The sequence below is a fragment of the Streptomyces sp. CA-251387 genome, assembly GCF_050936625.1.
Taxonomy (GTDB): Bacteria; Actinomycetota; Actinomycetes; order Streptomycetales; family Streptomycetaceae; genus Streptomyces.
Map to the genome: position 1 here is coordinate 2,764,021 of NZ_JBNJMJ010000001.1, position 14,236 is coordinate 2,778,256.

Consider the following 14,236-nt stretch of genomic DNA (forward strand, 5'->3'; position numbering starts at 1 on the left):
GTGAGCTTTACCGATGAGCAACGCCAGCACGACCCAGCCGTCGTCCGACGTCCAGGAAGCCGCCGGTCACGGCAGGCACCGGGGTCCTGTTTCGGCCCACGACAGCGAGACGGCCCCTCGCGGCCGTCACCGCAAGCCGGTCGAGGAGACCGAGACGGCAGCCTGACGCCGCGCGGCCCCGCTCCTCGCGAGGAGCGGGGCCGTTCCTGTTTCTACGCCCTTTCCAAGTCCCGTTTCTACGCCGTCTTCTACGCCCTCTTCAGGCCCAGCACCTCCACCGCGCCGAACGTCTCCCCCTGCGGCCGTGCCGCGTAGTACTGACCGAGTACGGCGTCCAACTCGTCGTACGTGAAGGCCTCTTGCTTACTGTCGAACTTCGCCCCCACCCGCGGCCGTTCGACGACCGCCACCATGCCGCCGTGGACGACGAGCAACTGGCCGTTGATGCGGGCGGCGGCCGGTGAGGCCAGGTAGCCGACGAGTGGGGCGACATGCTCGGGGGCGAGGGGGTCCAGGCCGTCCTCCGGCCGCTCCAGGCCGGCGAAGACGTCCTCGGTCATGCGGGTGCGGGCGCGCGGGCAGATGGCGTTGGCGGTCACGCCGTACTTGGCGAGTGCCAGGGCGGTGGAGGTGGTGAGGCCGACGATTCCGCCCTTCGCCGCCGCGTAGTTGGGCTGTCCGGCGGACCCGGCGAGGAACGCCTCCGACGAGGTGTTCACGATCCGCCCGTACACCGGCCCGCCCGCCGCCTTGGACCGCTCCCGCCAGTGCGCGGCGGCGAAGCGGGTGGTGTTGAAGTGGCCCTTGAGGTGGACCCGTATCACCGAGTCCCACTCCTCCTCCGCCATGGAGAAGACCATGCGGTCACGCAGGATGCCCGCGTTGTTGACCAGGATGTCCAGCTTGCCGAACTCGGCGATCGCCAGCTCCACCAGCTGACGGGCCTGTCGGAAGTCGGCGACGTCCCCGGTGTGGGCGAGCGCCGTGCCGCCCGCCTTGCGGATCTCGGCGGCGACCTCCTCGGCGGGCCCGGTGGAAGCCTCGCCCGAGCCGTCCCGGCGCGGCTGTCCGTAGTCGTTGACGACGACGGCCGCGCCGAGCCGGGCCAGTTCGAGCGCCTCGGCCCGGCCCAGGCCGCGGCCGGCGCCGGTGACGATGGCGGACAGTCCCTCGAGTGGCAGCGACACAGACACTCCCGTCCTTCCGGTCAGATCTCGATGCACGTACGCAGCGCCGCGCCCGTGCGCATCTGGTCCAGGGCCTCGTTGATGTCGGCGAGCGGTACGCGGTGGGTGATCAGGCCCGCCAGGTCGATACGGCCGGCGCGCCACAGGGCGATGGTGCGCTCGTAGGAGCGCAGGACGTCGCCGCCGCCGTACATGGACGGCAGGATCCGCTTCTCGTCGAAGAACAGCTCGAACATGTTGAGCTGGAAGAAGTCGTCCATGGCACCCGCGCCGACGATCACGAGCGTGCCGCCGCGCCGCGTGTTCTCGTACGCCGTCCTGGCGGTGGCGGACTTGCCGACGACCTCGAAGACGTAGTCGAAGCCCTCGCCGGCGGTGACCTGCTGCTTGGCGTCGGGCAGCTGGTCCGGCGAGACGGCCTTGGTGGCCCCGAACTTGAGGGCGGACTCGCGGCGCGCGGCGACCGGGTCGACGGCGACGATCTCGGCGGCCCCCTTGAGCCGGGCGCCCTGGATGGCGGAGATGCCGACGCCTCCGCAGCCGATGACGGCGACCGACGAACCGGCCTCCACGTCGGCCGTGTTGAGGGCGGCACCGAGTCCGGTGGTGACCCCGCAGCCGATGAGGGCGGCGATGTCGAAGGGGACGTCGTCGGGGATCGGCACCGCGCAGCCGGCGTCAACGACGACCTCCTCGGCGAAGGTGCCGGTGCCGGCGAAGCCGAAGACGTCACCGCCGGGGCGCTTGAAGTTGGGGGTGCCGGCGTTCATGAACCCGGCCAGGCACAGCTCGGTCTGGCCGCGCTTGCAGGCGGGGCAGGCACCGCAGGCGGGCAGCCAGCAGACGACGACGCGGTCGCCGGGCTTCAGGTGGCGTACGCCTTCCCCGACTTCGATGATCTCCCCGGCGCCCTCATGACCGGGCACGAAGGGCGCCGGCTGCGGCAGCACCCCCGCCATCGCGGACAGGTCCGAGTGACACAGCCCCGTGGCCCGCACCCGGACCCTCACCCGGCCGGGGCCGAAGCCCACCGCCTCGACGTCGTCGAGGACCTCGAGCTTGTCCTGGCCGATCTCGTGCAGTACGGCTGCGCGCATGGTGCGGCTCCCCTCGGGCAACGGTCTGACTCAGGTGTGTTCGACGATCGTGTCGGCGAGGACGGGCGCGTCGCCTCGCTCGACGGCGCCCACCTCCACCCGGACCCGGCCCTCCCCCTCCCGCCACACGCGGATGCGCAGGGTCTCCCCCGGGAACACGACCCCGGCGAACCGTGTGGCGTACGACCGCACCCGGGTCACGTCCCCGCCGAGCAGCGTGTCGACGACCGCTTTGAGCGTGATCCCGTAGGTGCACAGCCCGTGCAGGATGGGCCGCTCGAATCCGGCGATCTTGGCGAACTCCGGGTCGGCGTGCAGGGGGTTGAGGTCGCCGGAGAGGCGGTAGAGGAGGGCCTGGTCCTCGCGGACGGGCCGCTCGACGACCTTGTCGGGGTCGCCGGTGGGCGGTTCGAGGCGTGCGGACGGGCCGCGGTCCCCACCCCATCCCCCTTCTCCCCGTACGAAGATCTGCGCGTCGTTGGTCCACAGCGGGCCGTCGGCGTCGGCGACTTCGGTGCGCATGACGAGGACGGCCGCCTTGCCCTTGTCGTAGACGGCGGCGATACGGCCGGTGGCGGTGGCGGTGCCCGCCACGGGCACCGGGCGGTGGACGGTGAGCGACTGCCCGCCGTGCAGGACGCGGGCCAGGTCGACCTCGATGCCGGGCATGGACAGGCTGCTGATCACGCCGGGCGAGCCGGCGCCCGCGACGGTGGCGAAGCTCGGCAGGACGTGCAGCCGGGACTCCAGGGTGTAGCGCAGTTCGTCGGGGTCGGTGGCGGGGCCGGCGATGTCCGGTCGGGCGCCCGCGCCGATGCCGAGGTGGTAGAGCTGCACGTCCTTCGCGGTCCAGGAGATCTCGCCGGTCCGGGGTTCGGCGGCTACGGCCTTGGCGGCGTCGATGGGCATGGGGCTCCTGACAGAACGGGACATCCGGCGGATCGGGGCAACCGGTATATCGGGCAAGACCTCGGTACGGCCGTCCGCACCGTCGGCCGCACCGAGGTCGTCACGGGCCGTTCTAGAACGCGTTCCAGTCCGGCGCCCCCTGTATAGCCGAGCGCACCGCACTTGTGAAGACTCCTGACGCCGCATCAGATCGCGTTCGCCCGGTTCGGCGTGGGCACCGCGGGCGGCATTGCCGGGACTGGTCCCACGCCGTTCTGCATGGGATCCGCGGGCGGCATCGCCGGGGCGGGTCCAGGCCCCGGCCGGCCACGCGTGCGGCACGGGTGCCTCAGCCGGGGGGAGCGGCCCCGCGCTGCTCCTGGCCGGCAGGGCACCGCTCACTTTCCGCCGGGCCACGACCAGCGCAGACGGGGGACCGCACGCCTACCCTTGGGCCGTGAACGAAATGCCCCGGCACCACCGGCCCGCCAAGTCCGTCCGGGTCCTGCTCGCCGAGGACCAGGGCATGGCGCGCGGGGCGCTCGCCTTACTGCTGGGGATGGAGCCGGACATCGTGGTCGTGGCGCAGTTGACGGCGGGGGACGCGATCGTGGACGCCGCCCTTGCGCACCGCCCCGACGTCGCCCTCCTCGACGTCGACCTCCCGGGCCGGAGCGGCCTCGACGCCGCGGCCCAGCTGCGCGACCAGGTGCCGGACTGCCGGGTGCTGCTCCTGACCACCCACGGGCGCCCCGGACACCTCCGCCGGGCCATGGCCGCGGGTGCCGCCGGTTTCCTGGTGAAGGACGCCCCCGTGGAGGAACTGGCGGCCGCGATCCGCCGGGTGCTGACCGGCGAGACGGTGATCGACCCGGCCCTCGCCGCACACGCCGCGAACGACGCTCCCAACCCGCTCACGCCCCAGGAGTGCACCGTCCTCAAGGCCTCGGCCGACGGCGCGACCGTCACCGATATCGCCGGTCGACTGCGTCTCGCCGAGCCGACGGTACGCGGCTGTCTGTCCGCCGCCCTCGCCAAGACAGGGACCCAGGACCCCGTGGAGGCGCTGCGGGAGGCCCGGCGGCAGGGGTGGCTGTAGCGGGCGCCTCGCGGCGACCTTGCGGCGTCCTCGCGGCGACCCTTCACACGGCGGGTTCTCGGCGGAACAACGCGGTCCACAGGAAGTCCTCGCCGAAGCGCGGTGAGTCGGCCGGCTCGTCGTGCATGCGGCGGAGTTCGACCTCCGTCAGGTCCGCGAAGATCCGGCGCAGGGACTCGGCGGTGTAGGCGAGTCCGCCCTGCGGGCCGGAGCGACCGTAGAACTCGGCGTCGGAGAGCTCCGAGCCCATGCCACCGGCCGCGAAGCAGGCGAGGCCGAAGTGGCCGCCGGGAGCGAGGACTTGGTCGAGCAGGCTCAGGTAGCTGATGCGTCGGTGCGGGGGCAGGTGGTGGAAGCAGCCCGAGTCGTAGACCAGGTCGTACGGTCCCGTGAGCTGGGTGCCGGTGAGCTCGAAGGCGTCACCGCAGTGGAACCTGGCCGTCGCTCCCGTCCCGCGGGCCCGCTCCTCGGCCCAGGCGACCGCGGACGGGGACAGGTCCACCGCGTCCACCTCGAAGCCCCGCGCGGCGAGGAACAGCGCGTTGCGGCCCGGGCCGCAGCCCAGGTCGAGGGCCCGCCTCGTCCTGGAGCCACCGGTGAGGAGACCGTGGTCCAGGTAGGAGACCAGGTTCTCGTCGGGCTTGCCGACGAAGAACGGCACCGGCCTGGAGCGGTCGGCGTAGAACGCGTCCCACCAGTCCGCCGCACCGCTGGTCCAGCGGTCCGCCTCCTGCCCGACCATGCTGTCCAGCAGCCTCAGCACGTCGTCCACCGAGCGAATGTTCCGGTCCATCCGGTCCCCCTCTCCCGTGCGGCGATCGTATGCCGGTTGCGCCTGACATCCAGGTCAGCAGGGGTGGGAGGGGACCGGGCGGACGCCGTCGAGGGCCGTGTGCGGAGCCGAGGCGGCGGGCTTGGAGGCATCACTCCGGGGACAGGGTGAAGTGCCGGAAGTCCCCTGTCACATGACCGTCAGGGCGGCGTTCTGCGCGACGCCGACCAGGCCTTGTTCACCGGCCCTCCTCCTACTTCGTCACCTTCACGGACTTGTACTCCGTCCCCTCCGGCGCCAGGCACACGAACCAGTTCGTCGGTGACCCGTCCGCCGGGCGAATCACCTGCTGGTCGCTGTTGACGTCGTATCCCTTGGGCACCCTGTGGACTTCGGTCGTCGTGCCGTCCGCCCAGGTGCAGCCGATGCGCTGGGCGGTCGTGGCGACCTGGCCGATGACCAAACGGTGAGGGGCGGGGAAGTTCGGGTCCAGGGGGAGCGAGACGTGCTCGATGTCATTGCCCGACAGGGTGTCCCCCTTGGCGAACGTGCCCAGCATCGTCACCGACTGCTCTTCGTCTCCGACGCTGCGCCACACGAAGAACGAGCTCCTGCCGACCAGATCGGAGGACTGGTCCGCGTCCGCGGGCCGCTCACCGTACGCGTAGTGGCCCATCGCCTCCCACTGGCCCGCCGCCTCCGCCTCGTCGCGCGGCGCCGGCCACACGTCAATGACGACCCGCCACTCCTTGCCCCGGTCCGTTCCCGTCGCCAGCGTGGTCCGCTGGGCCGTGTAGAGGTTCCGCTGCTCCGCCGTCGGCGACTGAGTGGCCGCCGGCGGTGTCAGCTGTCCGTTCCCGCCCCGGAACTCGGCCACCGCGAGCCCACCCGACGCTCCGGCCAGCACCAGCGCCGCCGCCGTGGCCACCGCCCACCGCCGCGCCCTGCGCCGCCGCCCGCCGCGAATCACCGCCTGGTAGGGGGCTATACCGATCTCGACCTCGTCCGCGGCGTCGGCCAGCAGGAGGGAGATGTCCGTGGGGGTCATGTCGTGGCTGGTCATGCCGTGGTTCGTCTCCCGGTCCGCGCTCATCACTTCCGCCCTCCCTGCGTCACCGTCTCGGCCAGTCCCGGTATGGCGCGGAGCTTCGCGATCCCCTTGGCCGCGTTGCTCTTCACCGCACCGACGGAACAGCCCATCGCCTCCGCCGTCTGTGTCTCGGTCAGGTCCTCCCAGTACCGCAGGACCACCGCCTCCCGCTGACGTGGCGGCAGTTGGGCGAGCGCCGACAGCAGGGCGCTGCGGTCCTCGGCCTGGGCGATGCGGTCACCGGTGTCCGCCACCTCGCGCACCAGGCCGGAGTCGTCCTTCGGTGCGAGGAACTCCCTGAGTCGCCTGCGGTGTTTGCGTGCGTGCGCGTTGATCATCACGCGCCGTACATAGGCCTCCGGGTCGTCGGCCGAGCCGACTCTGCGCCAGGCCACATAGACCTGTTCGAGCGTCGACTGGACCAGATCCTCCGCGGCGTGCTGCTCCCCCGTGAGGAGAAATGCCGTCCGCATCAGCCGCGGCCAGCGGCCGATGACAAAGCTCTGGAACTCCGAGTCCCGAGCCTGCTTGCGATCCCCCATGGGCACCTCCTAGATGTCTAAAGGAGTCCATGGGCCGACCGGATCGTTGCCTGCCTCCGAAAGAAAGATTTCTCAGTTTCTCCAGGGCGGCGGCCGACAGCGAAGGTATTGCCCAGTTTGCGAAGGTATTTCTCTGCTTGCGAAGGCACTTCTCAGCTCGAAGAAGTCTCTCGCGGCAGCCACACCATCATCAGCAGCACCCCGCCGACCAGCACCCCGGCCCCCACCCGGAACGCCAGCGCGTACCCCTCCGTCAGCGCCTGCGGCGTCCCACTCCCCGCCGAACCGGCCGTACGGGCCGACGCGATGGTCGACATGACCGCGAGTCCCAGCGAACCCCCCATCGTGCGGGAGGTGTTGACGAGCCCCGACACCAGCCCGGCCTCCCCCGGCGCCGCCCCGGACGTGGCCAGCGCCGCGAGCGGGGTCGAGGCGAGGCCCGCGCCCAGCATCATCAGGATGCCCGGGAACATGATCGAGGTCAGATAGGTGCCGTGCACGGTCATCGTCGACTGCCACGCGAACCCGGCGACCGCCACGGCCGTCCCCGCGGCCGCCAGCCCGCGCGCCCCGAGCACCCGCATGAACCGCGGCGCGACCTTGGACCCGAAGACGACCGCCAGGGAACTCGGCACCAGCGCGAGACCCGCCTCCAGCGGCGTGTAGCCCAGCACGTTCTGCGCGTACAGCGTCATGAAGAACCACATGCAGAACATCGCCGACCCGCACAGGAACATCGCCACGTTCGCCGACGACACCGCCCGCCGGCGGAACAGCCCGAGCGGCATCAGCGGAGCGGCCGTACGCGCCTCGACGACGAGGAACACGCCGATCAGCGCCAGGCCGACGAGGAGGGGTACGACCGTGGCGGTGGCCGTCCAGCCCTCCGCCTCCGTCTGCGAGATGCCGAAGGCCAGGATGGCCAGCCCCGCTGTCACCAGTACCGCGCCCGGAAGGTCCAGCCGCCGTCCGTCCCCGTTCCGGCTCTCCGCCAGCCACAGGAGTGCGGCGGCCAGTACCGCCGCCCCCACGGGCACGTTGATCAGCAGCACCCAGCGCCACGACAGCACGTCGACCAGCACCCCGCCGACGACGCCGCCCGCCGCGCCACCGCCCCCGGCGACGGCGGTCCAGGTGCCGATGGCCCGCGCACGGGGAGCGCCCTCCGGCACCGCAGCCGTGAGGATCGTCAGCGTCGAGGGCGCCAGCACCGCCGCCCCCAGCCCCTGTACGGCCCGCGCGGCCAGCAGCTGCCAGCCCTCCTGGGCCAGCCCGCCGGCCAGCGAGGCCAGGGTGAACAGGCCGAGCCCGACGAGGAACATCCGCTTACGGCCGTACAGGTCCCCGGCCCGCCCGCCGAGCAGCATGAACCCCGCGAACGCGATCGCGTACGCGTTCACGACCCACTGCAGGCCCTGCGCGCTCAGTCCGAGATCGGCCCGCATCGACGGCAGGGCCACGTTCACGACGGACACATCGAGCACGACCAGGAACTGCCCGGCACACGCGAGTGCCACCACCAGCCAGGTAGGCGGCGCGGTACGGCGGGAGGCGCGGGTGGCGTCGGCGGCTTCGAGCATGGGTGTCATGCTCTCAACCCGGTTACGCCCCTGCATCGGCATTTCGCACCGCCCCGCCTCGGTCGCGAGCCCTAGGGCTTGGTGCCCTGTGTCAGCGGGACCGGCCCGGTGCAGCCGGCGAGGCCGCCGAGGTCGGATCGCCTGACGGACGATCACATCCTCATGGAATGGTCAAGAATTCGTTAGTACGCCAAAGCATCGGAATAGTTGCCCATGCATACGTAGTTCAGGACACACGTACCTGACTCCACTCCCCGGCCCGGAGGCCTCGCCCCATGACGCACACGTCGACGCACCCGTCGGCCGACCAGCCCACCGGCAGAGCGGCCGGGAAGGCCCTCGTCCCGGTGCTCGCCTTCGCGGGCATCGTGGTCGCGGTGATGCAGACGCTGCTCGTCCCGGTCATCAAGGACCTGCCGCAGCTGCTGGACACCACGCCCAGCAACGCCACCTGGGTGCTGACCTCGACCCTCCTCTCCGGCGCCGTCGCCACCCCGATCATGGGCCGCCTCGGCGACCTCTACGGCAAGCGGCGCATGCTGATCACCAGCCTGGCCGTGATGGTGGCCGGCGCACTGATCAGCGCGGTCACCAGCGACCTGCTCCCCATGATCGTCGGCCGTACCCTCCAGGGCTTCGCGATGGGCGCGATCCCCCTCGGCATCGGCCTGATGCGCGACATGCTGCCCCGCGAGCGGCTCGGCTCGGCGATGGCGCTGATGAGCTCCTCGATCGGCGTCGGCGGCGGCCTCGCGCTGCCCGCCGCGGCCCTGGTCGCCCAGCACACGAACTGGCACGCCCTCTTCTACGGCGCCGCGGGCCTCGGCGCCCTCGCCATCGCCCTCACCCTCCTCGTCGTACCGGAGTCCAAGGTCCGCGCGGAAGGCTCCTTCGACCTGCTGGGCGCGCTCGGCCTGTCCGCGGGCCTCGTCCTCTTCCTCCTGCCGATCACCAAGGGCAGCGACTGGGGCTGGACGTCCGGCACCACGCTCGGCCTGTTCGGCGCGTCGCTGGTCGTACTCCTCCTGTGGGGCGTCTACGAGCTGCGCACCCAGGCCCCGCTGGTCGACCTGCGCACCACGGCCCGCCCGGCGGTGCTCTTCACCAACCTGGCGTCGATCATGGTGGGAGTCTCGTTCTACGTCGTCTCCCTCGTCCTCCCCCAGCTGCTCCAGCTCCCGAAGGCGACCGGCTACGGCCTCGGCCAGTCGATGGTCGTCGCGGGTCTGCTGGTGGCCCCGCTGGGGCTGACGATGATGTTCACGGCCCCGGTCTACGCCCGCCTGTCCGCGACGTACGGCCCCAAGACCACCCTCATCCTCGGCATGCTGATCATCGCGATCGGCTACGGCGCCGGCCTCGGCCTGATGAGCGCCCCCTGGCAGAGCCTCGTCATCGCGGTCGTCCTGGGCGCCGGCATCGGCCTGGCGTACTCCTCCCTGCCCGCCCTGATCGTCGGCGCGGTCCCGGCGTCGGAGACGGGCGCGGCGAACGGCCTCAACACGCTGATGCGTTCCATCGGTACGTCGGTCTCCAGCGCCGTGATCGGCATGGTGCTGGCCAACACCGCGAACAACGTGAACGGCGTGGCGATCCCCACCATGCACGGCTTCCGCGTCTCCTTCCTGATCGCGACCGCCGCGGTGGCCGTAGGCCTCCTCCTGGCCCTCTTCCTGCCGAAGCACCGCCCCGCCGCCCACCCGCAGCTGCGCGCCAGCAGCGAGGAGGACGCCAACCTGGAGCGCGCCGAGGAGGTCCTGCGCGGCTTCCGCGGCCGCGTCCTGGACGCCGAGGGCACGCCGGTGGCCCGCGCGAAGGTGACGCTGATCGACCGCCGGGGCCGCCAGGCCGGCGCGACCCTCTCCGCGGAGGACGGCAGCTACGCCGTCTCCGTCCCCGCCCAGGGCGCGTACGTCCTGGCCGCCCGGGCCGACGGCCACGCCCCGCTCGCCTCGTCGGCGACGCACACGGGCGACGACAGCCCGGTCGACCTGGACCTGTCGTTGCCGGGAGAGACGGTCACCGCCTGAGACCCGGCTGAGACCCGGCTACGGCCAGGCGAGACGGCCACCCTGCTGACGCCCGGCTCCCACACCCCCCGTCGTCCCCATGACGGGGGGTGTGGTGCACGATGGGCGCCCACACGCTCGTACGACCGAAAGGGACCCCCATGGCCCCGGCCCCCAAGCCCGAGATCCTGGCCGCGTTCGAGGCGGCGAAGGGCTTCATGCCCACGGGCGAGGGGCTCGCGCTCTACGCGGCGGCCGTAGAGGCCGGGCGCCTCGGTCTCCCCCTCCTGGAGGTCGGCACGTACTGCGGCCGCTCCACGATCCTGCTCGCCGACGCCGCCCGCGAGGCCGGGGTGACGGCCCTCACAGTCGACCACCACCGCGGCAGCGAGGAGCAGCAGCCGGGCTGGGAGTACCACGACCCGGAGACGGTCGACCCCGAGATCGGCCTGATGGACACGCTGCCGACGTTCCGCCGCACGCTGCACCGCGCCGGGCTGGAGGAGCACGTCGTCGCCCTCGTCGGCCGCTCACCGCAGGTGGCCAAGATCTGGAGTACCCCTCTCGGCCTCGTCTTCATCGACGGCGGCCACACCGACGAGCACGCGAACGCCGACTACGAGGGCTGGGCCCCGCATGTGGCGGAGGGCGGACTGCTCGTCATCCACGACGTCTTCCCGGACCCGACCGACGAGTTCACCGGGCAGGCGCCGTACCGCGTCTATCTGCGGGCGCTGGAGTCCGGGGCGTTCACTGAGGTGTCGGTCACGGAGTCACTGCGGGTGCTGCGGCGGACGGCGGCGGGAGCCTGATCCCGCGGCGAGATCGCTCGACCGTGACCCGGCCGTGGCTTACCGACGGACGCCCGGGTCGGCCCGTAAGGTGGCAGGCGTGTCGTACGTAGGTCCGGACTTCGATCCTCCCCAGCCCCGCCGCCGACGCCGCGCCCTGACCGTCGCGGCCGCAGCTCTCGTGCCGGGGGCGCTGCTCGGATGGGTGATGTACGAGGCGGTGGGCGGACCCGGCGAGGGCCCGGGCCGGCCGACCGGGGCTTCCTCGGCGTCGGGCGGTCCGTTCACGCCGGCCGACGGTTCCTCCACGGAGGACGACAAGCCGCCGGGGCCGACCCCGACCACCGACTCCACAGCCGAATCCACGGCCGACTCCACCTCCGCGCCCGCCGCCTCCGGCCCCCTCAAGGGCAGGGTCGTCGTCATCGACCCGGGCCACAACCCCCACAACTTCCAGCACACGGCCGAGATCAACCGCAAGGTGAACATCGGCACGAACTGGAAGGAGTGCGACACGACAGGGACGTCCACCAACGACGGCTACACAGAAGCCGAGTTCACCCTGGACGTCGCCCACCGTCTGCGCACGCTGCTGCAGAAGCAGGGCGCCACGGTGAAGTTCACACAGGACGGCGACCGGCCGTGGGGGCCGTGCGTGGACGAACGGGCGCAGATCGGCAACAAGGCGGGGGCCGACGCGGTCGTCTCCCTCCACGCCGACGGCGCGGCGGCCGGTGACCGCGGCTTCCATGTCATCCTCCCGGGCCGGGTGGACGCGGGCGCCGCCGACACCGGCCCGATCGTCGCCCCCTCCCGCGACCTCGGCGAGCGCATCGCGGGCTCCTTCGTCCGCGTCACCGGCAGCGCGCCCTCCAACTACGTCGGCGACGGCACGGGACTCGTCACGCGTAAGGATCTTGGCGGTCTCAATCTGTCAACGGTTCCCAAGGTGTTCATCGAGTGCGGCAACATGCGCGATAGCAAGGACGCGGCGCTGCTCACCAGCGGCGCGTGGCGGCAGAAGGCGGCGCGAGGGATCTCTGAGGGAATCGTGAGCTTCCTGCGGGGGTAATGGTCCACGGGTTGATCCCGGCGGACAGCCTCGTCTGTCGGACGATAAGGTCGTCCGTACGATGAGGGGCCACCCCCGCGCTTCACACCGGGGCCTGATGGCGACATGGTGACAGCGATGCCTCCAGCGATGCCGATGACTAGACGACTGACGAAGGACCTGAAGTGAATATCCGCTCCCTCACTCGAGGCGACGGCGTGGTGATCGGAGCAGCGGTATTGCTGTTCATCGCGTCGTTCCTCGGCCTGTACTCCGACGAAGGTGCCGAAGGCATCGACATGCCGAACGCCTGGGGCAGCGGACCGCTCCTGCTCGGCGTCGTGCTGGCGGGCCTCATCGGCGCCGCGCTCATCGTGGTCGCCCGGGGGCTGCCGCAGGCGCCCAAGGTCGTCGGTCTGGACCTCGGACAGTTCGGCATCGCCTTCACGGTCTTCGCCGCCTGGAGCGCGCTCGGCAACATCTTCGACCCGGCGGGCGGTCTGAACAACGTGGGCGAGGGCACCTCCGGCCCCGACGCGGGCATCGGCCTGATCCTCGCCCTCATCGCCACCCTGGTCATGGCCGGCGCCGCAGTCGCCACCCCCCTCGTCCCCGCCCTCCAGGCCGGCCTGATCCCCGCCCCCGCCCCGCCTCCCCCCAGCCCTACGGCGCCCAGCCCCAGGGCGGTTACGGCTACCCGGGTGCCCAGCAGCCGCAGCAGCCGTACGGCGGGCAGCCGCAGCCGGGGCAGCCTTTCGGTGGTGGCCAGCCGCAGGCGCCGCAGGCGCCCTCCGCCGACTTCTCGCCGTTCTGGTTCGCCGTACCCGTGCCGCGCCCCCTGTTCGCGGAGGACGGCTCGCCCACGCCGATCGCCGAACTCGCGCCGGGCACCTGGTACCTGGCCGTCGAGCAGCGCGGCCCGGCCCTGGTCGCGCAGACGCAGGACGGCCGCCGTGGCGTGCTCCAGGACACCTCGGGCATCCAGCGCGGCTGAGCCCGGCACTCTCCTCAACGGCCCCTCACCCTTCCCGGTGAGGGGCCGTTGTCGTACAGTCGCAGGCCCAGGCATGGATCTGACGTACCGTCAGGAGGCGGCATGCGGCTCGGGCTCGCACTCGGCTACTGGGGTCGCGGCCCCTCCGCGGACCACGTCCCCCTCGCGCAGGAGGCGGAGCGGCTCGGCTACGACTCCGTATGGACGGCCGAGTCCTGGGGATCCGACGCCTTCACGCCGCTCACCTGGATCGCCGCTCAGACCTCAAGGATCAAGCTCGGCACGGCGGTTGCCCAGATGGCCGCCCGCTCCCCGACCACCACCGCCATGCACGCCCTCACCCTCGACCACCTCTCCGGCGGGCGCATGATGCTGGGGCTCGGGCTGTCCGGGCCGCAGGTGGTGGAGGGGTGGTACGGGCGACCGTTCCCCAGCTCACCGCTGACCGCCACCCGCGAGTACGTCGATGTCGTACGGCAGGTCCTCAAGCGCCGGGCTCCCGTGGAACTCGACGGGCGCTTCCACCCCCACCCGTACCGCGGCCCGGGCGCCACCGGCATCGGCAAGGCCCTGAAGCCGATCACCCATCCCCTTCGCCCCGACCTCCCCGTCCTCCTCGGCGCCGAGGGGCCCAAGAACGTCGCCCAGACCACCCGGATCGCGGACGGCTGGCTGCCGTTGTACTGGTCGCCGAGCAGACCCGAGGTGTACGGGGAGGCCGTACGCGACCTCCCGCGGGACTTCATCGTCGCACCCATGGCCCGTGTCCAGGTCTGCGACGACGTCTCCGAGTGCCTGCTCCCCGTCAAGGCCATGCTCGGCTTCTACATCGGCGGCATGGGCCACGCGGCCCGCAACTTCCACGCCGACCTCATGGCGCGCATGGGGTACGAGGCGGAAGCCCGGCGGATTCAGCGGCTGTTCCTGGAGGGCCACCGGGAGGAGGCCGTCCTCGCCGTCCCGGACGCCTTCGCCGACGAGATCTCCCTCGTCGGGCCGCGTGAACGCATCGCCGAGCGGCTGGAGTTGTGGCGGAAGGGGCCGGTGACGGATCTGCTGGCGCTGGCACCGGACCGGCACACGCTGCGGGTGCTCGCCGAGCTCACCTCATAGCCTGACGCGCCGAGGTTTCATCC

At 71.8% G+C, this 14,236-nt stretch carries 13 protein-coding genes and 1 pseudogene; 7 read left to right on the forward strand and 7 right to left on the reverse strand.

What is annotated here, in order from left to right; all coding sequences use genetic code 11:
- Positions 1-13: 13 nt before the first annotated feature.
- Positions 14-166: a hypothetical protein gene (locus ACQEV2_RS12355; protein ID WP_433039393.1), complete on the forward strand. Its 153-nt coding sequence runs from the start codon at positions 14-16 to the stop codon at positions 164-166.
- An 82-nt stretch (positions 167-248) separates the two neighbouring features.
- Here ACQEV2_RS12355 and ACQEV2_RS12360 read toward each other — a convergent pair whose 3' ends face one another.
- Genes ACQEV2_RS12360 through ACQEV2_RS12370 form a run of 3 tightly spaced genes read right to left on the reverse strand, consistent with a single transcriptional unit; the run spans position 249 to position 3,193 of the window.
- Positions 249-1,187: a 3-oxoacyl-ACP reductase gene (locus ACQEV2_RS12360; protein WP_433039394.1), complete on the reverse strand. Its 939-nt coding sequence runs from the start codon at positions 1,185-1,187 to the stop codon at positions 249-251.
- 20 nt (positions 1,188-1,207) lie between these two features.
- Positions 1,208-2,284: a Zn-dependent alcohol dehydrogenase gene (locus ACQEV2_RS12365; RefSeq protein ID WP_433039395.1), complete on the reverse strand. Its 1,077-nt coding sequence runs from the start codon at positions 2,282-2,284 to the stop codon at positions 1,208-1,210.
- Positions 2,285-2,314: 30 nt separating this feature from the next.
- Entirely contained in the window at positions 2,315-3,193 is an 879-nt protein-coding gene (locus ACQEV2_RS12370) for a MaoC/PaaZ C-terminal domain-containing protein (protein ID WP_433039396.1), read from the reverse strand.
- 445 nt (positions 3,194-3,638) lie between these two features.
- Between ACQEV2_RS12370 and ACQEV2_RS12375 the strand changes: the two genes are divergently transcribed.
- Positions 3,639-4,271 carry a response regulator gene (locus ACQEV2_RS12375; protein WP_433054391.1) on the forward strand — a complete coding sequence of 211 codons (633 nt, stop codon included), beginning with the start codon at positions 3,639-3,641 and terminating at the stop codon, positions 4,269-4,271.
- A 43-nt stretch (positions 4,272-4,314) separates the two neighbouring features.
- Here ACQEV2_RS12375 and ACQEV2_RS12380 read toward each other — a convergent pair whose 3' ends face one another.
- From ACQEV2_RS12380 to ACQEV2_RS12395, 4 genes are all read right to left on the reverse strand, one after another.
- Complete coding sequence (locus ACQEV2_RS12380) at positions 4,315-5,064, reverse strand: class I SAM-dependent methyltransferase (protein ID WP_433039397.1); 750 nt, start codon at positions 5,062-5,064, stop codon at positions 4,315-4,317.
- Between the two features lie 232 nt (positions 5,065-5,296).
- Positions 5,297-6,136: a hypothetical protein gene (locus tag ACQEV2_RS12385; protein ID WP_433039398.1), complete on the reverse strand. Its 840-nt coding sequence runs from the start codon at positions 6,134-6,136 to the stop codon at positions 5,297-5,299.
- A complete protein-coding gene (locus ACQEV2_RS12390; protein WP_433039399.1) occupies positions 6,136-6,675 on the reverse strand; it encodes a SigE family RNA polymerase sigma factor in 540 nt (179 codons plus the stop codon). The genes ACQEV2_RS12385 and ACQEV2_RS12390 overlap by 1 nt, the downstream gene beginning before the upstream one ends.
- Before the next feature lie 152 nt (positions 6,676-6,827).
- Positions 6,828-8,255 (reverse strand): MFS transporter, encoded by a 1,428-nt coding sequence (locus ACQEV2_RS12395; protein WP_433039400.1) that lies wholly within the window; start codon positions 8,253-8,255, stop codon positions 6,828-6,830.
- A 275-nt stretch (positions 8,256-8,530) separates the two neighbouring features.
- Between ACQEV2_RS12395 and ACQEV2_RS12400 the strand changes: the two genes are divergently transcribed.
- From ACQEV2_RS12400 to ACQEV2_RS12420, 5 genes and pseudogenes are all read left to right on the forward strand, one after another.
- Positions 8,531-10,285, forward strand: a complete 1,755-nt coding sequence (locus ACQEV2_RS12400) for an MFS transporter (RefSeq protein WP_433039401.1) — start codon at positions 8,531-8,533, stop codon at positions 10,283-10,285.
- Positions 10,286-10,425: 140 nt separating this feature from the next.
- The gene (locus tag ACQEV2_RS12405) at positions 10,426-11,076 is read left to right on the forward strand and encodes a class I SAM-dependent methyltransferase (RefSeq protein WP_433039402.1); all 651 of its coding nucleotides are present in this window, start codon (positions 10,426-10,428) and stop codon (positions 11,074-11,076) included.
- 79 nt (positions 11,077-11,155) lie between these two features.
- Positions 11,156-12,127: an N-acetylmuramoyl-L-alanine amidase gene (locus ACQEV2_RS12410; protein ID WP_433039403.1), complete on the forward strand. Its 972-nt coding sequence runs from the start codon at positions 11,156-11,158 to the stop codon at positions 12,125-12,127.
- Between the two features lie 164 nt (positions 12,128-12,291).
- Positions 12,292-13,100, forward strand: a pseudogene (locus tag ACQEV2_RS12415) (hypothetical protein).
- A 102-nt stretch (positions 13,101-13,202) separates the two neighbouring features.
- Positions 13,203-14,213, forward strand: a complete 1,011-nt coding sequence (locus ACQEV2_RS12420) for an LLM class F420-dependent oxidoreductase (protein ID WP_433039404.1) — start codon at positions 13,203-13,205, stop codon at positions 14,211-14,213.
- Positions 14,214-14,236 lie beyond the last annotated feature (23 nt).